Origin of the sequence: Oligella urethralis DSM 7531 (assembly GCF_000372065.1) — a bacterium.
Lineage (GTDB): Bacteria > Pseudomonadota > Gammaproteobacteria > Burkholderiales > Burkholderiaceae_B > Oligella > Oligella urethralis.
Window position 1 is genome coordinate 39,060 of the sequence record NZ_AQVB01000004.1, and the last position, 22,339, is coordinate 61,398.

A 22,339-nucleotide genomic window follows, 5' to 3' on the forward strand; every position below is an offset into this window, starting at 1 on the left:
ATCCCGCCTATTTTTTTATCAATGGTTTGGACAATGACTGAATCCTTAGACGACTTAATTAAACAAGCAGAAGAAAAATTTGCAGCAGCGCCTGATGTGGCCAGTCTGGAAAATGAAAAAGCTAAATTTTTAGGTAAAAACGGTGCCGTTACCAGCTTACTTAAGGGACTCGCCAGCTTGCCTGTTGAGGAGAAAAAAGCAGTCGGCCAGCGCATTAACCAAATCAAACGAGAGATTGAGGCTTTGCTGACTGCGCGTCGCGAACGTTTTGCCGAGGAGCAATTGGCGCAGCGTCTGGCAGCTGAAAAAATTGATGTGACCTTACCCGGCCGTGGTTTAAATCGCGGTGGATTGCATCCAGTAATACAGTCGACTTTAAGGATTGAGGGTATTTTCCGTTCCATTGGTTTTGATGTGGCTGATGGTCCTGAGATTGAGACAGACTGGTATAACTTTACCTCCTTAAATAATCCGCTAAATCACCCCGCACGCTCCATGCAGGATACCTTTTATATCGACCATCAAGATGAAGCGGGTTTGCCCTTGATGTTACGTACCCATACCAGTCCGATGCAGGTGCGCTATGCGCGTCAGCATAAACCACCGATTAAGGTGATTGCGCCTGGCCGTACTTATCGTGTGGATAGTGATGCGACCCATAGCCCGATGTTCCACCAGGTGGAGGGCTTGTGGCTCGATGAAAATATTTCTTTTGCCGAACTAAAAGGCGTTTATACCAAGTTTTTACAAGCATTTTTTGAGACGGACGATATTCAGTTGCGTTTCCGTTCATCTTTCTTTCCCTTTACCGAACCTTCCGCCGAGATCGATATGATGTTTAATAGCGGACCGATGAAAGGGCAGTGGTTGGAAATTTCCGGGGCGGGTCAGGTGCACCCGAACGTAGTACGCAATTTTGGCTTAGATCCAGAAAAATACATGGGTTTTGCCTTTGGTTCCGGTATTGAACGTCTCACCATGTTGCGTTATGGCGTTAATGATTTACGTTTATTCTACGAAGGTGATTTGCGTTTCTTAGAGCAATTTAATCGCTAGTTGATTTAGGTTTAAACGAAGTATTCATTTCCTATCCCATTCGTTTTTTGTAAAGAATTTACTATGTTTATTTCAGAATCTTGGTTAAGAAGTTTAATCAATCCGGACTTATCTACGGAGGACATTTGTCATCGCTTGACAATGTCAGGTCTTGAGGTTGAAGGCGTTGAAACCCTAGCGCCGGCCTTTGAAGGGGTGGTGGTGGCTGAGGTTAAAGCGATCGCAGCGCACCCAAATGCCGATAAATTGCGTATTTGTCAGGTCGATGATGGTTCCGGTGAGTTGATACAGGTCGTTTGTGGTGCGCCCAATGCCGCAGCGGGTATTAAGGTACCCATGGCGCGTGTTGGTGCAGTCTTGCCTGGTGATTTTAAGATTAAAAAGGGCAAGTTACGCGGTGAGTTATCACTCGGTATGCTGTGTTCAGCACGTGAATTAGGTATTAGTGACGAGCATGCCGGTTTGATGATTCTGGACGATAGCATGGAGGTCGGTACCGATATTCGACAAGCGCTAAATTTAGACGATAAAGTGATTGAGTTTAAATTAACACCAAACCGCGCTGATTGTTTATCCGTATATGGTGTGGCGCGTGAGGTGCAAGCCTTAACCGGTGCTAAGTTGCAAAAGCTGGATTTCACACCAGTGGAGGTGAGCTTAGACGAGTCCATGCCAGTGCGCGTGGAGGCACCGGATTTATGCGGTCGCTTTGCTGGTCGTATTATTCGTGGTGTGAATGCCAAGGCTGAGACCCCAGATTATATTAAACAACGCATTATCGCAGCGGGTATGCGTCCAGTATCAGCTTTGGTGGATATTTCCAACTATGTGATGTTGCAACTGGGTCGACCAACGCACGTGTTTGATATTAAAAACATCGATACCGCTAAGGGCTTAAGTGTACGTTGGGCTCGTGCTGGTGAAAAGTTAAAGCTACTCGTGGGTGAAGAGGTTGAGCTAAGCGAGGATACTGGTGTTATTTGTTATGAGGATAGGCCAGAGAGCATAGCTGGTGTGATGGGTGGTGATGCGACTGCGGTGGATTTGGAGACGCAGGATATTTATCTAGAAGCTGCGTTCTGGTTTCCGGATGCCATTGCGGGTCTAACCCGTAAGTATAAAATTTCATCCGAAGCGGCTTATCGCTATGAGCGTGGTGTCGACTTTTTAAATATTGTTGAGCATATTGAGTATATTAGCCGTTTAATTCTTGAGATTTGTGGCGGTCGTGCCGGCCCGGTGCAGGACCAGATCATCAATTTACCTGAACGTAAGGCAGTCTCAATGCGCTTAGACCGATGTAATAAGGTTTTGGGCGTTGAGGTTTCGCTAGAAGAAGTCAAGCAAATCTTCACTAATCTGGAGTTTGATTTTGAAGTTGATGCGGAGCAGGTCTTTACGGTCAAGGCACCTTCTTATCGTTTTGATATCGCCATTGAAGAGGATTTAATTGAAGAGGTGGCGCGGGTGTATGGCTTTGAACGTATCCCAGCCCGTGAACCAATTGCACAAGCCAGTATTTTCCCATTCCCTGAGGTACGTCGTTCAGAGCATGTTTTCCGTCATTTGATGGCGGCTATGGACTATCAGGAAGTAGTGAATTATAGCTTTGTGGATGAAAGTTGGGAGCGTAATTATCAAAATAACGATAAGCCCATCCGTCTTTTAAATCCGATTTTTGCGCAGTATGCGGTGATGCGTACAAGCTTAATTGGCGGCTTATTAAAAACCATCTCACACAATGCAAAATACCGTCAGAATCGTGTGCGTATTTTTGAGTTAGGTCGAGTGTTTTTTGATGCACCTCAGGTTGAGGCCAGTGAAACGACGGTCAAAGGCATTCATCAACCGTTGTACTTTGCGGCAGCCAGTTGGGGCTTAGCATTGCCCGAGCAGTGGGGTGAGCAATCACGGCAAGTGGATTTTTTCGATTTGAAAAATGATCTAGTAAACTTGTTGGGTTCACAGGCCAAGGACTTGCGCTTTGTGGCCGAAGCACATCCGGCCTTACACCCGGGTCGTAGTGCGACGATTTTTTATCGTGATCAAAAAATTGGTATCATCGGCGAACTGCATCCACAATGGTTAGCTGAGTTGGATCTGCCGACGGCACCTGTGGTGTTTGAAATTGACATTGCACCACTGATGGCACATGACTTAGCAGCGTATAAGGAAATTTCCAAGCAACCGGTGGTGATCCGTGACTTAGCAGTTTGGGCTCCTGCTGATATTGCTTACCAACAAGTAATGGATGCCTTAGCACCCATACAGGCTGAGGGTATTCTTCGGGATGTTACATTATTTGATGTTTGGAAGTATCCTAAATCTGAACAGAACGAACGCAGTTTAGCCATGCGCTTTATGCTGCAAGATGCCAAAGCCACGCTGGAAGATGCTCAGGTGGAGCAGTTAATGAACAAAATTCTTAATACCCTCGTTGAAAAACTGGGTCTTAGATTACGATAGTTCGGGGAGAATAATAGATGACTACATCAGTAAAGCCTTCGTTAACTAAGGCCGATTTAACTGAATTACTATATGATCGCGTCGGTGTTAATAAACGTGAGGCAAAAGATATTGTTGATGGTTTTTTTGCGCAAATCAGCGATGTATTAATCGAGGGTAAAGCGGTGAGAATTTCCGGTTTCGGTAATTTCCAATTAAGAGATAAAGCCGCGCGTCCAGGTCGTAATCCCAAGACCGGTGATTTGATTCCGATTTCTGCTCGTCGAGTGGTGACATTTCATGCCAGTCAGAAGTTAAAAGAGCTGGTTGAGGATTGTGCCGATTAGATATTATTGGCCTTTTGTAGCATTAAGGCGGGCTGTTGCTAATCTGCAATGAACCGTCTTAATCTTTTTAGAGACCGAGATTGCCGTATTAGAGGTGCACGATAATAGTCGGTTTTGTGCTACACTTTGATAAGTCAAAACAATTACAAACGCCTACCCTCAGTGGTTTAGGCTAAAGATGCGATGGAACAAACCGAAATTCAAGAAACTGTCACAGTAGAGTTACCACCCATCCCTGCTAAACGCTATTTCACCATTGGTGAAGTGGCTGAGCTTTGCCAGGTAAAGCCGCATGTGCTGCGTTATTGGGAGCAGGAGTTTACCCAGCTTAATCCGGTCAAACGCCGAGGTAATCGTCGTTATTACCAGCATCATGAGGTATTATTGATTCGGCGAATTCGTACCCTGCTATATGATGAGGGCTTTACGATTGCCGGCGCACGTAATCGCTTGGGTAATCCACGCCAGCAGGAGGAAGCAGATGCTGCGGTGCGTATTCCAGCCAATGATCTGCAAACCATCCGTGCGGAGTTGGAAGGGATCATTCAGGACTTAAATAAGCTGATTTAGATTTTTGCTATTGATCGATAGGGCGTTTGATGATTGGATCAAACGCCCTAAGTATTTGTTAAGCGTCATATTTCTGCCATAAAACCGTCATTCTGTTGTCATATGGATATGTAATGATTAACACGATTGTTGGTAAATCATTAAAAGGATCGATAGTATGAAATTAAAATTATTCGCTGCCGCTGCGTTATGTTCAGTATCTGTTATGGCTCATGCGGCTGATATGCCTAAAGCATGTGAGGATTACTTTAATGCGGTAGAAGACTTTGCAAAAAAACATCCTCAAATGGCTGATAGCTACAAACAAATGGTTGAGAGCACGAAGCAACAATTAAATACGGTGGCTGATAAATCCATGTTAGCCCCAGGTTGTGAGCAGGCTTTAGAAACCTTTAAGCAATCAACCGTTGGCATGTAAGTCATTGCTTAATTGATTGCTAATAAAATAGCAGCTGTATGGTTGAAATACAGCTGCTATTTTTTTACTGCTTAAAAAGGGAGTTTAGCTAGCGAGTTTAGCCATTTGCTCTTTAACTTGCACTAATTGCTCGCCAAATTTAACTACACGCTCTTTCTCCTGTTCTACCACAGCGATAGGGGCTTTGCTAACGAAGTTTTGGTTATTTAGCTTCGCTTGTGCCTTGGCAATTTCACCCTCTAAGCGTTGTAGCTCCTTAGTTAAGCGAGCCAATTCAGCTTCTTTATCAATTTCTACCTTAAGCATTAATTGGCTTTGTCCCAAGCTTTGTACTGGGAAGCCGAGATCAGGCAACTCGTCCACAATCTGCACCTCACTTAGCTTGGCCAATGCTCGTAAATAAGGGGCATAGCTAGTTAGCTTGTCTGCATCGCCGACGGCCAGTAGCGGTACGCGCTCAGCAGGGGAGAGCTGCATTTCGCCACGTAATACACGAATTGCCTCAATATGTGCTTGCAGATCCTCAGCCATGGCAATGGCGTTCTCATCAATTAAGCTGTCATTGGCTTGAGGATACGGTCTGATACTAATGGAGGTTTTTTGCGATTTTGTCATGACGCCGGCGGCTAGTGCCACTTTTTGCCACAATTCCTCGGTGATAAAAGGAATCACCGGGTGAGCGATGCGCAATAAGGACTCTAACACATTAATTAGGGTACGACGTGTGCCACGCTGCAACGCTTCATTTTGATTTTGTAGCTGTACCTTGGCCATCTCCAAGTACCAATCGCAATAGACATCCCATACAAAATGGTAAATGGCGTTGGCGAGGATATCGAAGCGGTAGTCGGCAAAGGCTTTAGCAACGACCTTTTTGAATTTGTGTAGTTCACTAATAATCCAGCGATCGACAAAACTTAATTCGAATTCGGATTTGTCAAGGCTATGACCCTCCACATTCATCAACACAAAGCGAGTCGCATTCCACAACTTATTGCAGAAGTTGCGATAACCCCCGCAGCGGTTCAAGTCAAAGTTCATATTGCGGCCCGGCGTGGCGTAAGCAGCCATGGTAAAGCGTAGTGCATCAGCACCATAAGGCTCAATACCGGTAGGGAAATTGGCGCGCGTGGTTTTCTCAATTTGTGCCGCTTGCTGAGGATTCATTAGACCCTCAGTGCGCTTTTTGATTAGCGTTTCTAAGTCCACGCCGTCAATAATATCGACTGGATCCAGGGTATTGCCCTTGGATTTTGACATTTTCTGACCCTGGGCATCTAAAATCAGACCATGAATGTAGACCTGCTTAAACGGGATCTGACCGGTTAAGTGCTTGCTCATCATAATCATCCGAGCAACCCAGAAGAAGATAATATCAAAACCCGTGACCAGCACATTGGATGGCATGTAGCGATTGTAATCAGGTGTTTTCTCCGGCCAGCCCATGGTAGTAAAGGGTACCAAAGCAGAGGAGAACCAGGTATCTAGCACATCCTCATCACGAGTGAGCGGGCCCTCAACACCAGCTTTTTTGGCTTGTTTTAGCGCTTCACTCTCGGTGCGAGCAACAAATACCTGTCCGTCTTCGCTGTACCACGCAGGGATCTGATGACCCCACCAGAGTTGACGCGAAATGCACCAATCCTGAATATTATTTAGCCATTGGTTATAGGTGTTGACCCAATTCTCAGGGTGGAACTTAATCTCACCACTACTCACCGCCTCTAAAGCCACTTCGGTAATGCTTTTGCCGGGGTGATAGGTGTCCTCGGGAGCGGGTTTGGACATAGCCACAAACCATTGATCGGTTAGCATTGGTTCAAGTACTGTTTTAGTACGATCGCCACGCGGCACCATTAATTTATGAGGTTTAATTTCTGCTAATAAATCTAGTTCTTTTAACGCCTCTAAAATCGCTTGACGAGCCTCAAAACGATCCATGCCCTGGTACTGTGCTGGGGCATTTTCGTTAATTTTAGCGTCTAGCGTGAGGATATCAATCAACTCCAGATGATGGCGCTGACCAACCGCATAGTCATTAAAATCGTGCGCGGGTGTGACTTTGACGACTCCGGTACCGAAGTCCTTGTCGACATAGTCATCGGCAATAATCGGAATCACGCGATTACTAATCGGTAAAATCACTTCCTTGCCGATTAAGTGCTGATAGCGCTCATCCTCAGGATGTACCATGACGGCTGCGTCACCAAGCATCGTTTCAGGGCGGGTTGTCGCAACCACGACATGGCTTAAGCCATTCACCGGCTCCACCAGCGGATAGCGAATATGCCAGAGCAGACCACTTTCCTCGGTGTTTTCAACCTCTAGGTCAGATACCGCTGTACCTAGTACGGGGTCCCAGTTAACTAAGCGCTTGCCACGATAAATCAAACCCTGTTCATATAGGCGCACAAAGGTCTCAATCACACCCTTACTCATGCGCTCGTCCATGGTGAAGTACTCACGACTCCAATCAGCTGAGGAGCCTAAGCGACGGAACTGCGACATCATGGTGTTGCCGGACTTTTCCTTCCAGTCCCAGACGCAATCGATAAACTTCTTGCGTCCTAAGTCATGGCGAGAGATTTTTTGTGCATCTAATTGGCGTTCAACAACAATTTGAGTCGCAATGCCGGCATGGTCGGTACCGGGCACAAAGACCGTGTCACAACCGAGCATCCGGTGGTAACGGATTAAACTATCCATCACCGTTTGGTTAAAAGCGTGCCCCATATGTAGGGTACCGGTGACGTTTGGTGGTGGGAATTGAATGGTATATGGCTTACCACTTTCGGGTGAGGTGGTTTGGGTAAACTGTCCCGCTTTAAAAATACCTAATTCATTCCACCGATCATACCAGGAAGATTCGATGTTTTTAGGCTCAAAACTTTTGGCAAGTTCATCGCTCAGAGGGGTTTGATTCATTTGATTACCGTCGTTAAATACTGGATTAATTCAAGTGTTATAAAATCATGCTTTTTCTTTTTAATGCTCTATTTTAAGGTGTAAGAGCAACTGTTTGCATGTTAAAATGAGTGATTCTGTAAAACAGCTCAAAAATACGCATAAATTAGTCATTAAGTAGCGAATAGTAATTTATCGAGTCGTGCCAATCCGTGCTTGATAAACAATTACTTATGGGCTTAATTGCTACGTTTATTAGCACATTATGGCATTAAGTGTAGCTTTCTTGAGCTTAAATGCTAGTTGAGCTTTTTATCTGTTTTTTACTATTAAACTTTTATTTGGGAGCAAACCATGGCGGTTGAACGTACCTTATCTATTATCAAACCTGATGCTGTCGCTAAAAATGTGATTGGTGAGATTATTTCTCGCTTTGAAAAAGCTGGTCTTAAAGTGGTTGAAGCAAAAATGGTGCAGTTATCTCGCGCTGATGCAGAGGGTTTCTACGCAGTGCACAAAGAGCGTCCTTTCTTTAATGACTTAGTTGAGTTCATGATTTCTGGTCCAGTGTTTGTGCAGGTCTTAGAGGGTGAAAATGCGATTGCTAAAAACCGTGAATTGATGGGTGCGACCAACCCTAAAGAAGCAGCGCCAGGCACTATTCGTGCTGATTTCGCTGAGAGTATTGATGCTAACGCAGTACATGGTTCAGACGCCCCTGAAACGGCTGCCGTTGAAATTGAGTACTTCTTCGCTAAGTAATACAATTTCTATTTCAATGACTGAAAAGCAAAACTTATTAGGCTTAGATTTAGACGCCCTGAGCGCCGAACTACAGGCGGCAGGGCATAAGCCTTTTCGTGCTAAGCAGTTGCTGCGCTGGGTCCATCAGCGCGGCGAAGCCGATTTTGCATGTATGAGCGATTTGGCCAAGGACTTTCGTGCTGAGCTACAAAATCGCTACACCGTAACCACGCTTACGCCTATCGTGGATAAAATTTCTAGCGATGGCACGCGCAAGTGGTTGTTCGATGTGGGTGATAATAATGCCATCGAATCCGTTTTTATTCCTGAGGATGATCGCGGTACTTTGTGCATTTCAAGTCAAGCTGGCTGTACTGTGGCATGTCCTTTTTGCTCAACCGGTTATCAGGGTTTTAACCGCAATCTCACCACGGCTGAGATAATTGCTCAGCTTTGGTATGCGCGAGCTGAATTACTCAAGAATCAATCCGCTGCACGCACCGATGGGCAATTGCCTGTTGAGCCATTACGCGTCATTTCCAATGTCGTGATGATGGGTATGGGTGAGCCCTTACTTAACTATCGCGAGTTATTGCCCGCCTTAAAATTAATGGTTGAGGATAATGCTTACGGCCTATCTCGTCGTCGGGTGACGGTTTCCACCTCTGGCGTGGTGCCGATGATGGATCGTTTGGCTGAGGATTGTCCCGTGGCTTTGGCTGTTTCATTGCATGCGCCAAATGACGATTTGCGCGACCGTTTGGTCCCTTTAAATAAAAAGTATCCTTTACGTGAGCTGCTTGCTGCTTGTAACCGTTATTTAGCACATGCGCCCCGTGATTTCATAACATTTGAATATATTATGCTTGATGGGGTAAATGACTCCGATCAGCATGCAGATGAATTAATTGCAATCGCTAAAGAGGTGCGTTGCAAATTAAATCTGATCCCATTTAATCCTTTCCCGCAATCTGGTTTAAAGCGCTCTTCCAATAATCGAGTGCGAGCTTTTGCCGAGCGTCTACAAGCGGCTGGTGTGATCACAACGACGCGTAAGACACGTGGTGATGATATTGATGCTGCCTGTGGTCAATTAGCGGGTGATGTTAAGGATCGCTCCAGAATTACTCAAAAGCGCCGTGGTGACGAGGTGATTCCCGTTGCCGATGGGGTTATTCCAATATACGAGGTACAAAAGTGAACCCTCAAGATCAAATGCCTGATTTAAGCAAAGAATCTGCGCCACAGCCCGAATTAGCGGATTCCTTAGGCGGTTTATTGCATGCCAGCCGTCTTCGTAAGAATTTAAGCTTAGAGGATGTGGCTAATGTGACTAAATATAGTAAGCGTCAATTACAAGCACTTGAAGATAAAAACTGGGATTTGTTACCTCAGGGTTTTGCTTTACGCGCCTTGGTGCGTAAGTACGCCCAGGCTTTAGACGTTGATCCTGCGTTAGCGCTTGAAATGTTGACTCGTGAGACGGGTAATAAGCCCGCTGTTGCTAAGGCCTCCAAGTCAAATTTAGTCAGTAGTCTGGATTATCGTATGTCGCCTACGCCGACCGGAGCATCTAAAGGGGGTGGTTTTTCCATTTTTACCATCATTTTCTTGTTGTTATTAGTGATTGTGATCGCGCTGGGTGTGGCGCTTTGGCAGGGCGCGATTAGCTTTGATGACCTCAATTTGGGCTTTGTCAAAGACTGGTTTGAGGCTGTTTAAACACGATGATAAAAACAAATCTTGAGTTGAGTGATAAACCATTTGCTGTTGGTCCACTAAGACGGCACCATACACACCAAGTCAACATTCAATGGCAGGACCGGATTGTTGCTGTTGGTGGCTCAGCCCCGGTGGTCGTGCAGTCCATGACCAATACTGACACGGCGGATGCGATTGCGACAGCAATTCAGGTAAAGGAATTGGCCTTAGCAGGCTCTGAATTAGTGCGTATTACGGTAAATACACCGGATGCGGCTAAAGAAGTGCCAGCCATTCGTGAGCAGCTTGATAAGATGGGCGTTAATGTACCCTTGGTGGGGGACTTTCACTATAACGGTCATAAGTTGTTAAGTGATTATCCCGAATGTGCTCAAGCTCTTTCAAAATACCGTATTAATCCCGGCAATATGGGTGGTGGCAAGCGTCGCGATGATAATTTCGCCAAAATGATTGAGGTCGCCCTCAAAAATAATAAGCCAGTACGCATTGGGGTGAACTGGGGTAGCCTGGATCAGGACTTGATGGCCAAGATGATGGATGAAAATAATCATCGTGCCAAACCTTGGGAGGCGCAGGCCGTTATGCGTGAAGCGCTGGTTGTATCGGCCATTAGCAATGCTATGCGCGCTGAGGAATTGGGTTTGGCCGCAGATAAAATTATCTTATCTTGCAAGGTCAGTCATGTGCAGGATTTAATTGCCGTTTACCGTAATCTCGCTACTCGCTGTCATTATGCTTTGCATTTAGGTTTAACTGAGGCAGGAATGGGCTCTAAAGGCATCGTCGCATCGACGGCTGCCTTAGCAGTACTGATGCAAGAGGGGATTGGTGATACCATTCGTATTTCATTAACACCTGAGCCGGGCGGTAATCGTGCTAATGAAGTGATTGTGGCACAGGAAATGCTTCAATCCATGGGACTGCGTGCCTTTACACCGATGGTGGTTGCTTGTCCTGGCTGCGGTCGTACCAGCAGTACGTTTTTCCAAGAGTTGGCGGACAGCATTCAGCAGTTTTTAAGAAAAAGTATGCCTGAATGGAGTCAACGCTATCCCGGTGTTGAAAATATGAATGTGGCGGTGATGGGATGTGTGGTAAATGGCCCTGGAGAAAGTCGCCATGCAGATATCGGTATTAGTCTACCGGGCACTGGTGAAGTGCCTGCGGCGCCAGTATTTATTGACGGCGAGCGTCGCATGACGCTAAAGGGTGAGGGTATCGCTGAAGAGTTTCAACAGATTGTCGAAGCATATGTTGAGCAGCGTTATGGTCAAAAGTCTTAATTAAAACTATTTACAAATCGTTCTTATGTCAAAAACCTTTAATAAAGTTCATGCCATTCGCGGCATGAATGATATTTTGCCCAATGAAAGTTATAAGTGGGAGCAACTAGAAAATATCATCAAATCCTTACTCGCACAATATGGATATCAAAATATCCGTACCCCCATTCTTGAGCAAACCCGTTTATTTGCACGAGGTATTGGTGAGGTGACCGATATTGTAGAAAAGGAAATGTACACCTTCACCATGAAAAAAGACGCTGATAAAGTCGACCCTGAGGATATGTTGACGATGCGTCCGGAATTTACTGCTGGCGTGGTGCGAGCCGCTATTGAGCATAATCTGTTATATGAGCGTCCGCTGCGGGCTTATGCCATGGGGCAGGTTTTTAGACATGAGCGCCCACAAAAGGGTCGTTATCGTCAATTCCACCAATTGTCAGTCGAAGCGATGGGCTTCGATGGACCGGATATGGATGTGGAAATCATCCTATTATTAGCCCGTTTATGGCGTAAATTAAAATTAACTAATATACGTTTAGAGCTTAATTGTTTAGGTCAAAGTGCTGAGCGTGCGCAGCACCGTGAGGCATTGATTGCCTATTTGGAAAAGCATGTGGCTATTTTAGACGAAGATGCTAAGCGTCGTATGTATAGTAATCCCTTGCGTGTGCTTGATACTAAAAATCCCGCCATGCAAGAGATGGCTAATAATGCACCTAAATTATTTGATTATTTGGGGGCAGAGTCTAAAGCGCATTTTGAGGCGGTATGTGAACGTCTGCAGCAAGCAGGTATTGATTATGTTATTAATCCACGCTTAGTGCGAGGTCTAGATTACTACAACCTCACAGTTTTTGAGTGGGTGACTGATGCCTTGGGTGCCCAGGGTACTGTGTGTGGTGGTGGTCGCTATGATGGTTTATTTGAGCTCTTAGGCGGTAAAGCGACCCCTTGTGTAGGCTTTGGTTTGGGCTTAGAACGTTTATTAGAGTTAGCTGATGAGCAGGGTGTATTTGAGAGTCCGCAAGAAACAGAAATTTATTTTGTGCATCAGGGCGAAAAGGCTTCACAGGTAGCTGCCTTATTGGCTGAAAAATGTCGTGATGCGGGTTGGAAGGTGATGGTTCACGCCGGTTCAAGTGGCTTTAAATCACAATTTAAACGTGCTGACCTCAGCGGTGCTCGTTGGGCGGTCGTGATCGGCGAGGAAGAATTAGCGCAGAATAAAGTAGCACTTAAGCCGTTACGTGCAACAGAAAATGGTACTATTGAACATCAGTTTGAGGTGCCTCAAGCCGATTTAGTTCAGGTGTTAGCAGAAAGGAAGTAGTAAAGCATGGCTTTTGATTTAGAAGAACAGGAAAAAATTGACCGGCTTAAGGCATGGTGGGAGCGTTGGGGTAATCTACTCAGTGGTCTGATACTTGTTATCTTATTGGCTATTTTAGGTTGGTATGGTTGGAACTGGTACCAAAGCTATCAAACACGTAATGCGCTGGCCTATTATGATATTGTAAATAGCACCTATAAAGCCAAAGATGAGGCCAGTTTACGTCGTTTGCAAGAGGCTAATCAAATCTTACAAGATAAGTACAGTGCCAATGTCTATGCCGGTCGTGCGGCCTTGTTGGCTGCACGTGCTTATGCTGATAAGGGTGATGATGCTCAGGCTGAGGCCGAGTTACAGCGTGTGTTAGATGCTGCTAATAAGCATCCAGAATTACAAGGTGCGGCCAAGTTGCAATTAGCGACCTTGTACACGAATCAAGAAAAGTATGATTCAGCTTTCAGTCTATTAACGCAGGATGTCAGTGGTTACGAGGCATTGTTTGCTGATAAACGCGGTGATATCTATTTTGCTCAAGGTGAGCTCAAGAGTGCGCTTGAGCAATGGTCTCAAGCAATACAAACTGCCGGCGTAAGCGCTGAATTCATTCAGACAGTACAGTTCAAGCTTAATGTATTAGGAGGGGTAAATGAGCAACCTCAAAGCTAAATTCAAATCAACTCGTTTATTTGCTGTGGCTGCACTGAGTGCCATGAGTTTAAGTGCTTGCGGCTTATTTTCATCCGAAAGTCGTTTTGACCCGGTGGAGTTAACGAGTTATGAGCAAACTGCACAGGGTCATCTGGTGTGGTCCCAAGCGATTGGTTCTGCGGGTGATCATGGTTTTGCTCCTATCGTGTTGGGTGATGAGGTCTTTGCAGCAACGCCAAACGGTCAAGTTGCGCGTCTAGCCCTAGCAAATGGCGCTGTTCGCTGGAATACAAATATAGGCACGCAGTTAGCGGCGGGCGTGGGTACCGATGGTCAAGTCGTTGTCGTCACCACGCGTGATGGTCGTGTTATTGCTTTGGATGCAGCCAGCGGTTCGCAGTTATGGGAAAGTAAGACCTCAACTATAAGCTCAACACCACCCGTGGTTGCCGCTAATATGATCGTTGTGCGTAATGATGATTATCGTGTCCAAGGGTTTGATCGCCAAAGCGGTGAATTGCAGTGGTCATACATGCGTACCAATGCACTGCTATCACTAAAGACTGATACCCGCATGATTGTGGTGGACAACTTAGTGATTGTGCCGGTGCCAGTAGGACGTATTGTGGCACTTAATTTAGCGGATGGTCGACCGCTATGGGATATTAAAATTAGTTCAGCGATCGGTGCGACCGATTTAGATTCGGTCATTGATGTTGTTGGTTTGCCGGTACGAGTGTCTGATGCGGTATGCGCTAACAGCTATCAAGGGGCGATTTTATGTTATCAAGGCGGTAGTGCTCAAGTGGCCCCTCAACTAAAATGGACTCGTCCTTTTTCTAGTTCGGTTGGTTTAGGCGCCTATCAAAATCGCCTATTTGCCTCTGGTATGCACGGTGAAGTGACTGCCTTAGACGGTGCGAGCGGCGAGATTATTTGGCAGGATAATGAATTGCGGAATCGCGGTTTAACTAATCCGGTTTATTTTAACAATAAAGTTTTTGTTGGTGATTACCAGGGCTATGTGCACTTCTACGAGCCTAATACAGGTCAGTTACAGGGCCGTATTTCGGTAGGCGATAGTCGCGCTATTCAATCACCGTTGACTGCCACTCCCTATGGTGTGCTTGTACAAACGGGTGGTGGTCGTTTAGTTATGCTAGGTGCGCAGTGAGGTCAACATTTAAACCTGTAGTGGCTATTGTTGGTCGTCCCAACGTTGGTAAATCCACTTTATTTAATCGTCTGACACGCTCACGCGATGCGATTGTAGCCGACTTCCCCGGTCTGACGCGCGACCGTCACTATGGTGAAGGGCGGATAGGTGATTCACCGTATTTGGTGATTGACACGGGCGGTTTTGAGCCTGAAACGAAAAGCGGTATTCTGGTCGAAATGGCCAGACAAACCGAGCAAGCCATCATCGAGTCTGATGTGGTTATCTTTTTAGTAGATGCTCGTGCTGGTATTAACAGTCATGACCATGATATTGCAGTTAAAATTCGCCGTATTGGTAGACCGGTGATTCTTGCTGTGAATAAGGCTGAGGGTATGCAAGCGGGGCAGGCTGCAGCGGAATTCTATGAGTTAGGTTTAGGTGAGCCCTATCAAATTTCCTCGGCCCATGGTGATGGTGTTAAGCAGCTGATTGATTTGGCACTCGACAAGGCACATGAAACTTATGCTAAGCACGAGGATTTAATTAGTCTTGATGCGGAAGAGTCCTCTATGGATGAGCTGTACGATCCGGAGGCAGAGCTTAGCGAAGAGGCCATTGCTGCCTTAGAACAAGAGGCAGATGCGCTTGACGTTGATGAGCTGCTGCCACATGAGGCTGAGGCAGCCGAATCTGCAACGGCGGCTTTTAACGATCATCGTATTAAATTAGCCATTGTCGGGCGTCCTAATGTCGGTAAATCCACGTTAATTAATACCTTGCTGGGTGAAGAGCGCGTGATTGCCTATGATTTACCTGGTACTACGCGTGATGCCATTGAGATTGAATTTAATCATGGTGATCGTAAATATACCCTCATTGATACAGCTGGTTTGCGCAAGCGTGGACGCGTATTTGAGAGCATTGAAAAGTTCTCTGTAATTAAAACATTGCAAGCCATTGAGGCTTCGAATGTAGTCGTTTTAGTGTTGGATGCACAGACTGAAATATCTGAGCAGGATGCGCATATTGCCGGTTTTGTTATGGAAAGCGGTCGCGCCTTGGTCGTCGCAATTAATAAATGGGACGGCTTGGACGACTATAACAAAGAGTGGATTGAGCGTGAGTTTAATCGTAAATTACGCTTTTTAAGCTTTGCCAAGATGCATAAAATCTCTGCCCTTAAGGGACGCGGTATCGGTGCTTTATTGCGTTCAGTAAATGAAGCCCATGCAGCCGCTTTTCTTAAGCTTTCTACGCCTAAATTAACCCGCATCTTGCGTGAGGCGGTCGAGCAACAAGCGCCACCCCGCAAGGGGATTTTCCGCCCTAAATTGCGTTATGCCCATCAGGGTGGTCAAAATCCGCCATTGATTGTGATTCATGGTAATCAGTTGGAAGCGGTGCCAGATTCCTATCGTCGTTATTTGGAAACGCGTTTTCGTAAGGCGTTTAAATTGGACGGCACACCGTTGAGGATTCATTTTAAATCCTCCCGTAATCCCTATATTTAAATTATAAAATAGCCTGTGAGCTCAAGGGTTTAGGCCATTTTAGTTGAATTCTATCCTGTTCATAAAGTCACGATTGAGTTAAGCATGAGTAAGTTTTGGAGCCCCTTTGTTGAGTCATTACAGCCCTATGTGCCAGGCGAGCAGCCTAAAGAGGGAGAGTTTATTAAGTTAAATAGTAATGAATCGCCGTTTCCTGCGGCGCCGGCGGTGGTGGCTGCGATTAAAGCAGCTGCGGACGGTGCATTGCAGCTATATCCACCGGCTGAGTCGGAAGAATTGCGCCAGGTAGTAGCCGATTACTACGGGATTGAAGCAGCGCAGGTATTTGTTGGAAATGGCTCCGATGAGGCTTTAGGACATGCCTTTAACGCGTTATTTCGTCATCCAGGTAAAAAACTGGTATTTCCGGATCTCTCCTATAGTTTCTACCCAGTATATGCTGGTTTATATGAGATTGATTTTGCGACGATGCCAGTGACTGAGGATTATCGTATCAATATTGATGATTACTGTGCCTTAGATCCAGCAGAGGTTTCCAGTATTATTTTTCCAAATCCTAATGCACCGACCAGTGTGGCGCTGGGGCTAGATGAGATTGAGCGTCTCCTAAAAGCGCAGCCCAATATCCTGGTGGCAGTGGATGAGGCTTATGTGGACTTTGGTGCCGAGACGGCGATCCGCTTGATTAGGGATTATGCCAATTTGATAGTTTTTCAAACCCTATCTAAATCACGTTCCTTAGCGGGTTTAAGAGTGGGTTTTGCCTTTGCCCAGGCGGATTTGATTCAAGCCTTAAACCGTGTCAAAAATAGCTTTAATTCCTATCCTATCGATCGTTTAGCACAAGCTGGGGCGATTGCTGCATTTCAAGCGGATGATTATTTTCAAGAAACTCGTCAAAAAATCATCCAGTGGCGTGATGAACTCAGTGCGGATTTAAAGGCCTTAGGTTTTGAGGTGCTGCCTTCATCGGCCAATTTCCTCTTTGTCACTCATCCTGCACATGATGCAGAGGCATTGGCGCTCGCTTTACGGGAAAGAAAAATTTTAGTGCGTCACTTTAAAACAGAGCGTTGCGCCCCATATCTGAGAATTACAATCGGTCTTAAGGAAGCGTGTGATGCTTTAGTTAAGGCCTTAAATGATTATTTTAGTGCTACCGACACTAAATAAGCCTTTAAAAAGTGTTAAAGTAATAGCTTCCATTACATAATTACAATTTTAATCATATAAATACTAACGGAGTCTCAAGCATGAGCAATAAAGGACAATCATTACAAGATCCTTTCCTAAACACACTACGTAAAGAGCATATCCCCGTATCAATTTATTTAGTTAATGGTATTAAGCTACAAGGTCAAATCGAGTCTTTTGACCAGTATGTGGTGTTATTAAAAAATACCGTGACCCAAATGGTCTATAAGCACGCCATTTCAACAGTGGTTCCTGCCCGTGCCGTTAATTTACAGGGCGAAGGGGAGCCGGAGGCTGAAGCTTAAGCTACGCCTAGCATATACAGAGAGCACTTGGTATGACGACGATTACCAAGTTTTTGTAGCCGTAATAAGCCCGCTTTTTACGCGGGCTTTTATTGTTAATAGCCTGGTATATTAGTTGATTTCTATTACTTACTATCTTGAGGGAGATTCCCATACACGCACCCACAATGCAAGCATTTATTGTTGACGTTAATCTTTATGGCGATCTTGATTTCCAAGCCCATCACGAGGAGTTAATCATGTTGGCCAAAGGTGCAGGAGCAACGGTTGTCGGCACCCTAGTGGCTAATCGAGAGCGTCCGGACCCTGCCTTTTTTATTGGTAAGGGCAAGGTTGAGGAAGCGGTGGCATTGGTCAAGGCGGCTGGTGCAGAGATTGTGATTTTTGGTCAACCCTTATCACCAGCACAGCAACGCAACTTGCAAGAGGAGTTTAATTGCCGTGTGGTCGACCGAGTGGCACTGATTTTGGATATTTTTGCCCTTAGAGCGCAAAGCCATGAGGGTAAGATTCAGGTAGAGCTTGCGCAATTACAGTACATGCGTACCAGATTAAGTATGATTTGGTCAAAGTTTGAACAGCAGCAGGGCGGTATCGGTACCCGTGGTCCCGGTGAGACTCAGCTAGAATTGGACCGACGTATTATTGGTGGACGCATTAAGGCCTTGGGCGAACGTCTTAAAAAGGTGCGTAAGCAGCGTGAGAATCAACGTCGTCAACGTATGCGTAGTGGTACCTTTATGGTGTCTTTGGTGGGCTATACCAATACCGGTAAGTCCACTTTATTTAATGCCATGACGCGGGCTGATGCGTATGCCGCCGATCAGCTCTTTGCTACGCTGGATACCACCACCCGGCGTGTTTGGATAGAAGGGGCGGGTCAGATAACTTTATCAGACACGGTGGGTTTTATTCGTGAATTGCCGACGACCTTAATTGAGGCCTTTAAGGCCACGCTTGAGGAGAGTTTATATGCGGATGTATTACTGCATGTGATTGATAGTAGTAGCCCTCAAAAAGAGGAGCAGATTTTTGAAGTAAATAAAGTTCTACAAGAGATTGGTGCGCAACACATCCCCACCATTCTTGTTTACAATAAGATTGATTTGACTGAGCAGGAGCCGAGATTGGAGTTAGATGAGTCCGGCCGCGTTAGTCGTGTCTTTTTAAGCGCCGCCGAGCGCAGTGGTTTAGAGTTTCTTAGAGAGGCTATCGTTCTAACTAAACAGCAATTAGAGAAAACTATTGATGCTAAGTAAGATTTTTAATTTAAATGATCCGGGTTGGGGCAAAAAGCCTCAAAGCGATGAGGATTCACGTGAGCCTAAGCGACCACAAGAGGGTCCTAATAGTCCACCCGATTTAGACCAGGTTTGGTCTGATGTAGAACAAAAGTTTAAATCACTCTTTGGTGGTGGTAATCGCGGCGGTTCCCCCCAGGGTCCACGACCGGCAGGCGGTCGTTCTGGCAAACCCTTATCACCGAATTTCTTCCGTAAAGGCATTGTATTTGCTTTAATTGTCGGTCTGTTATTGTGGTTGGCTAGTGGCTTTTTTATTATTCGTGAGGGTCAAGTTGGCGTTATAACCCAGTTCGGTGAGTATAAACGTACGGTGATGCCTGGTTTTCAATGGCATATCCCACAACCAATCGAAAGTGTGGAGCATGTTGATATTGCTAATGTCCGTGCCTTTTCTATTGGTTACCGTGAAAACTCTCGCAACAAGGTTTTACCTGAAGCTTTGATGCTGACCGAGGATGAGAATATCGTCGATGTGCAATTTGATGTACAGTACCGCATCAAGGCGGGTGTGGCCGATGTGGAAAATGGGGATGTTAATACCCGTGCCTTAAGTCCTGCGGCGAGTTACTTATTTGCCACCGCTGACCCTGATGAATCGGTACGACAAGCGGCTGAAACCGCTATGCGCGAGGTGGTGGGTAAGGAATCAATGAATAATATTCTTTACGAAAGTCGTACTCAAGCGGCGCAAGATGTGATGCGTTTAATGCAGGTGATTTTAGACCGGTACAATACGGGGATTGAGGTGATCACCGTGGCGATTCAAAACGTACAGCCGCCGGAGCAAGTGCAGGCCGCTTTTGAAGATGCGATTAAGGCAGGTCAGGATAACGAGCGCCAGAAAAACGAGGGTCAGGCCTATGCTAGTCGCGTCATCCCAGAGGCTCACGGTCGTGCTTCTCGCTTATTACAAAGTGCTGAGGGTTATCGTGCCAAGGTGGTGGGTGAGGCCATCGGTGAAGCCGAGCGCTTTAAGCAAATCGCGTCTGAGTATGCGGCAGCACCTGAGGTGACACGCGAACGTATGTATATCAGCACCATGGGCGAAATCTATTCTAATGCCTCTAAGGTGATGCTTGATACGGCTGAACAGCAAAATAATCCTCTGATGTTCATGCCTTTGGACAGCATTTTAAATCGCAAACCTGCTGCTACCACTCGTACTGTGCCAGCGCCGCAGCAAGCGTCTGCGAGTGATGCCTCGTCCTTTGAGCATGGCAGTGCCAATGAATCGCACAGCACCGCTAGCAGTGCCTCTACTGAGGCCGAGTATCGTAGCCGTAATTTAAGTCGTGATCGCGAAGCGTCGGCGCGCCGTTAATTAAGAGGAAGTTAGTTATGAAAAGACCTGTTTTTTGGGCAATATTACTAGGGCTTGCATTTATCATCATTTCCTCTAGTGTGTTTACGGTCAATGAGCGTAATTTCGCCTTGGTGTTTAAACTAGGTGAATGGCAGCGCACGGAGACAGAGCCGGGCCTAAAATTCAAAATGCCGGCCCCATTTGCCAATGTGGTATTCTTGGATAAGCGTATTCAGTCAATTGAATCCAGAGATGCTGAGCGCATTCAAACGTCTGAGAAAAAGAACTTAATTATTGACTCCTACGTTAAGTGGCGTATTTCTGATCCTCGTCTTTACTACATTTCTTTTGGTAACTCTACCCAAGCTGCGCAGGATCGTTTGGCCGCACAAATCCGTGATGCGCTTAACGCAGCGGTTAACGTACGAACTGTGAGAGCGGTGATTTCCTTTGATCGTGATGTGGTGATGCAGGAAATTTTGGCAAATATTTCTACTCGTGCGGCTCCGCTAGGTATCGAGGTGGTTGATGTGCGCTTAAAACGGATTGAGTTCTCAGCCGAGGTTTCTGATTCAGTCTATTCTCGTATGCAGGCTGAGCGTAAGCAGGAGGCGAATAGTCTTCGCGCCAGCGGGGCAGCAGAAAGTGAGCGTATTCGTGCGGAGGCGGATCGTCAAGTAGCCGAAATTATTGCTCAAGCGCAAGCCGAAGCCGAAGCGGTACGTGGTGCTGGCGATGCCGCAGCAACCAAAATTTATGCCGAAGCGTATTCGCAGCAGCCTGAGTTTTTTAGCTTTTTTAATAGCTTAAATGCTTATCGTTCATCTTTTGCTAATAAAGAAGATACGATCGTGGTCTCGCCGGATTCCAGCTTCTTTAAATACTTCGGTAATCCAGTTGGCGAGTAGATGGAGTAATGATGCGAGCTAGTAACTGGTTATTACCGGAATTTATTTCAGATATTCTACCGGCAGAGGCGCGTAGACTTGAGGAATTGCGTCGTCAGCTACTTGATCTGTATCGATGCAGTGGCTTTGAATTGGTGGCACCACCTTTAGTGGAGTTTACCGAGTCCCTTTTTGCTGGACAACGCAATGACTTACCACTTAAAACCGCTATACTAGTAGATCAATTGAGTGGTCGCACCATTGGTATTCGTCCCGATATTACCCCACAGGTGACGCGTATCGACGCACATTTACTTAATCGTCAGGGTGTAACGCGTCTCTGTTATTGTGGTGTGGCTTTTCATACTAAGCCCAACGATCTCATCGGGGACCGAGAATTGGTACAAATCGGTGCCGAGATATTTGGCTACGCAGGTATAGAAGCGGACTTACAGATTATCGGTTTGGCGCATCAAACCTTAAAAGTGGCCGGTATTCATAATGCGACCTTGGATTTAAATCATCCTGGCATTATGCGAGCGCTGGTAGCCTCCCATCCCGCTTTAGAGTCTGAGGCTGATAAGTTGAACGCCTTTGTGCGTGAAAAAGCCATCACTAGTTTGCGGGTCTTTTTAAATCAATTAGACGAGGTGCCTGAGGGCATCAAAAAGGCACTCTTGGCATTACCCAATCTTTATGGTGGTAAAGAGGTGCTCGAGCAAGCGCGTCAATGCTTGCCTAAGTTAGCCGAGATTGATAGCGCACTCAATGATCTTGAGCAGATTGCACAGCGTTATCCAATGCTCAGCATCGATTTAGCCGATATTAGTGGCTATGATTATCACACGGGTATTAGCTTTGCTTTATATGCCGAGGGTTGGCATAATGCCTTAGTGCGTGGTGGTCGTTATGATAAGGTGGCTACGGCATTCGGCAGAGAACGTCCTGCGACCGGTTTTAGTTTAAATTTGCGTAGTTTGGTCCAAGGATTAGCCAGCGCAGAACCTGCTGAAGCGATTAAAACGCTTTGGACTGACGATGCGGCTCAGCTCGCCATCATCCAGCAGCTGCGCCAAGCGGGGCAGATTGTGGTACAGCTTTTTCCTAACACTGAGCAAACCATTGAGGAGTATGTCTTTACGCAAGAATTGGTCTTAGATAATGATCAATGGCAGTTAAAAAGCATTAATAATTAAATTACTGCCG

The 22,339-nt window shown here is 46.0% G+C and carries 20 protein-coding genes; 19 read left to right on the forward strand and 1 reads right to left on the reverse strand.

All coding sequences use genetic code 11. The features are described from left to right. Positions 1–33: 33 nt before the first annotated feature. The 5 genes from pheS to A3GA_RS0103535 all read left to right on the forward strand — a co-directional run bounded on the left by pheS (position 34) and on the right by A3GA_RS0103535 (position 4,836). The gene (pheS, locus tag A3GA_RS0103515) at positions 34–1,056 is read left to right on the forward strand and encodes a phenylalanine--tRNA ligase subunit alpha (RefSeq protein ID WP_018026007.1); all 1,023 of its coding nucleotides are present in this window, start codon (positions 34–36) and stop codon (positions 1,054–1,056) included. A 63-nt stretch (positions 1,057–1,119) separates the two neighbouring features. Then, positions 1,120–3,522, forward strand: coding sequence for a phenylalanine--tRNA ligase subunit beta (gene pheT / locus A3GA_RS0103520; protein WP_018026008.1), 2,403 nt, complete (start codon positions 1,120–1,122; stop codon positions 3,520–3,522). Between the two features lie 17 nt (positions 3,523–3,539). Next, the gene (locus tag A3GA_RS0103525) at positions 3,540–3,848 is read left to right on the forward strand and encodes an integration host factor subunit alpha (RefSeq protein WP_018026009.1); all 309 of its coding nucleotides are present in this window, start codon (positions 3,540–3,542) and stop codon (positions 3,846–3,848) included. Positions 3,849–4,031: 183 nt separating this feature from the next. Further along, positions 4,032–4,418 (forward strand): MerR family transcriptional regulator, encoded by a 387-nt coding sequence (locus A3GA_RS0103530; protein ID WP_018026010.1) that lies wholly within the window; start codon positions 4,032–4,034, stop codon positions 4,416–4,418. A 157-nt stretch (positions 4,419–4,575) separates the two neighbouring features. Then, positions 4,576–4,836, forward strand: a complete 261-nt coding sequence (locus A3GA_RS0103535) for a DUF5339 family protein (RefSeq protein WP_018026011.1) — start codon at positions 4,576–4,578, stop codon at positions 4,834–4,836. Positions 4,837–4,920: 84 nt separating this feature from the next. Here A3GA_RS0103535 and A3GA_RS0103540 read toward each other — a convergent pair whose 3' ends face one another. After that, the gene (locus A3GA_RS0103540; RefSeq protein ID WP_018026012.1) at positions 4,921–7,761 is read right to left on the reverse strand and encodes a valine--tRNA ligase; all 2,841 of its coding nucleotides are present in this window, start codon (positions 7,759–7,761) and stop codon (positions 4,921–4,923) included. A gap of 333 nt (positions 7,762–8,094) precedes the next feature. Here A3GA_RS0103540 and ndk point away from each other — a divergent pair, with 333 nt between their 5' ends. From ndk to A3GA_RS0103610, 14 genes are all read left to right on the forward strand, one after another. Beyond that, entirely contained in the window at positions 8,095–8,502 is a 408-nt protein-coding gene (ndk, locus tag A3GA_RS0103545; RefSeq protein WP_018026013.1) for a nucleoside-diphosphate kinase, read from the forward strand. Positions 8,503–8,512: 10 nt separating this feature from the next. Beyond that, positions 8,513–9,685 carry a dual-specificity RNA methyltransferase RlmN gene (rlmN, locus tag A3GA_RS11260; RefSeq protein ID WP_172471598.1) on the forward strand — a complete coding sequence of 391 codons (1,173 nt, stop codon included), beginning with the start codon at positions 8,513–8,515 and terminating at the stop codon, positions 9,683–9,685. After that, positions 9,682–10,206, forward strand: a complete 525-nt coding sequence (locus A3GA_RS0103555; RefSeq protein WP_018026015.1) for a helix-turn-helix domain-containing protein — start codon at positions 9,682–9,684, stop codon at positions 10,204–10,206. The genes rlmN and A3GA_RS0103555 overlap by 4 nt, the downstream gene beginning before the upstream one ends. A gap of 5 nt (positions 10,207–10,211) precedes the next feature. Continuing rightward, on the forward strand, positions 10,212–11,489 hold the full coding sequence (gene ispG / locus A3GA_RS0103560; protein WP_018026016.1) for a flavodoxin-dependent (E)-4-hydroxy-3-methylbut-2-enyl-diphosphate synthase: 1,278 nt from the start codon (positions 10,212–10,214) through the stop codon (positions 11,487–11,489). Between the two features lie 25 nt (positions 11,490–11,514). Beyond that, complete coding sequence (gene hisS, locus A3GA_RS0103565) at positions 11,515–12,822, forward strand: histidine--tRNA ligase (RefSeq protein ID WP_018026017.1); 1,308 nt, start codon at positions 11,515–11,517, stop codon at positions 12,820–12,822. Positions 12,823–12,828: 6 nt separating this feature from the next. After that, the gene (locus A3GA_RS0103570) at positions 12,829–13,488 is read left to right on the forward strand and encodes a YfgM family protein (RefSeq protein WP_018026018.1); all 660 of its coding nucleotides are present in this window, start codon (positions 12,829–12,831) and stop codon (positions 13,486–13,488) included. After that, positions 13,469–14,644, forward strand: coding sequence for an outer membrane protein assembly factor BamB (gene bamB / locus A3GA_RS0103575; RefSeq protein WP_018026019.1), 1,176 nt, complete (start codon positions 13,469–13,471; stop codon positions 14,642–14,644). Before A3GA_RS0103570 ends, bamB begins: the two co-directional genes overlap by 20 nt. Beyond that, positions 14,641–16,140, forward strand: coding sequence for a ribosome biogenesis GTPase Der (gene der, locus A3GA_RS0103580; protein ID WP_026156783.1), 1,500 nt, complete (start codon positions 14,641–14,643; stop codon positions 16,138–16,140). The genes bamB and der overlap by 4 nt, the downstream gene beginning before the upstream one ends. Before the next feature lie 84 nt (positions 16,141–16,224). Beyond that, positions 16,225–17,313, forward strand: a complete 1,089-nt coding sequence (gene hisC, locus A3GA_RS0103585; RefSeq protein WP_018026021.1) for a histidinol-phosphate transaminase — start codon at positions 16,225–16,227, stop codon at positions 17,311–17,313. 80 nt (positions 17,314–17,393) lie between these two features. Continuing rightward, on the forward strand, positions 17,394–17,639 hold the full coding sequence (hfq, locus tag A3GA_RS0103590; RefSeq protein ID WP_018026022.1) for an RNA chaperone Hfq: 246 nt from the start codon (positions 17,394–17,396) through the stop codon (positions 17,637–17,639). 167 nt (positions 17,640–17,806) lie between these two features. Then, positions 17,807–18,898, forward strand: a complete 1,092-nt coding sequence (gene hflX, locus A3GA_RS0103595) for a GTPase HflX (protein WP_018026023.1) — start codon at positions 17,807–17,809, stop codon at positions 18,896–18,898. Next, complete coding sequence (hflK, locus tag A3GA_RS0103600; RefSeq protein ID WP_018026024.1) at positions 18,888–20,264, forward strand: FtsH protease activity modulator HflK; 1,377 nt, start codon at positions 18,888–18,890, stop codon at positions 20,262–20,264. The genes hflX and hflK overlap by 11 nt, the downstream gene beginning before the upstream one ends. 17 nt (positions 20,265–20,281) lie before the next feature. Next, positions 20,282–21,154, forward strand: a complete 873-nt coding sequence (gene hflC / locus A3GA_RS0103605; RefSeq protein ID WP_018026025.1) for a protease modulator HflC — start codon at positions 20,282–20,284, stop codon at positions 21,152–21,154. A gap of 11 nt (positions 21,155–21,165) precedes the next feature. Beyond that, a complete protein-coding gene (locus A3GA_RS0103610) occupies positions 21,166–22,329 on the forward strand; it encodes an ATP phosphoribosyltransferase regulatory subunit (protein ID WP_018026026.1) in 1,164 nt (387 codons plus the stop codon). Positions 22,330–22,339: the final 10 nt, after the last annotated feature.

Coding starts and splice junctions, on each gene's coding strand:
- A3GA_RS0103525 (WP_018026009.1), top strand. CDS start 3,540: ATGACTACATCAGTAAAGCCTTCGTTAACTAAGGCCGATTTAACTGAA.
- A3GA_RS0103540 (WP_018026012.1), bottom strand. CDS start 7,761: ATGAATCAAACCCCTCTGAGCGATGAACTTGCCAAAAGTTTTGAGCCT.
- hisC (WP_018026021.1), top strand. CDS start 16,225: ATGAGTAAGTTTTGGAGCCCCTTTGTTGAGTCATTACAGCCCTATGTG.
- pheT (WP_018026008.1), top strand. CDS start 1,120: ATGTTTATTTCAGAATCTTGGTTAAGAAGTTTAATCAATCCGGACTTA.
- hflX (WP_018026023.1), top strand. CDS start 17,807: ATGCAAGCATTTATTGTTGACGTTAATCTTTATGGCGATCTTGATTTC.
- ndk (WP_018026013.1), top strand. CDS start 8,095: ATGGCGGTTGAACGTACCTTATCTATTATCAAACCTGATGCTGTCGCT.
- A3GA_RS0103535 (WP_018026011.1), top strand. CDS start 4,576: ATGAAATTAAAATTATTCGCTGCCGCTGCGTTATGTTCAGTATCTGTT.
- A3GA_RS0103570 (WP_018026018.1), top strand. CDS start 12,829: ATGGCTTTTGATTTAGAAGAACAGGAAAAAATTGACCGGCTTAAGGCA.
- hflC (WP_018026025.1), top strand. CDS start 20,282: ATGAAAAGACCTGTTTTTTGGGCAATATTACTAGGGCTTGCATTTATC.
- A3GA_RS0103610 (WP_018026026.1), top strand. CDS start 21,166: ATGCGAGCTAGTAACTGGTTATTACCGGAATTTATTTCAGATATTCTA.
- bamB (WP_018026019.1), top strand. CDS start 13,469: ATGAGCAACCTCAAAGCTAAATTCAAATCAACTCGTTTATTTGCTGTG.
- ispG (WP_018026016.1), top strand. CDS start 10,212: ATGATAAAAACAAATCTTGAGTTGAGTGATAAACCATTTGCTGTTGGT.
- A3GA_RS0103530 (WP_018026010.1), top strand. CDS start 4,032: ATGGAACAAACCGAAATTCAAGAAACTGTCACAGTAGAGTTACCACCC.
- pheS (WP_018026007.1), top strand. CDS start 34: ATGACTGAATCCTTAGACGACTTAATTAAACAAGCAGAAGAAAAATTT.
- hfq (WP_018026022.1), top strand. CDS start 17,394: ATGAGCAATAAAGGACAATCATTACAAGATCCTTTCCTAAACACACTA.
- hflK (WP_018026024.1), top strand. CDS start 18,888: ATGCTAAGTAAGATTTTTAATTTAAATGATCCGGGTTGGGGCAAAAAG.
- hisS (WP_018026017.1), top strand. CDS start 11,515: ATGTCAAAAACCTTTAATAAAGTTCATGCCATTCGCGGCATGAATGAT.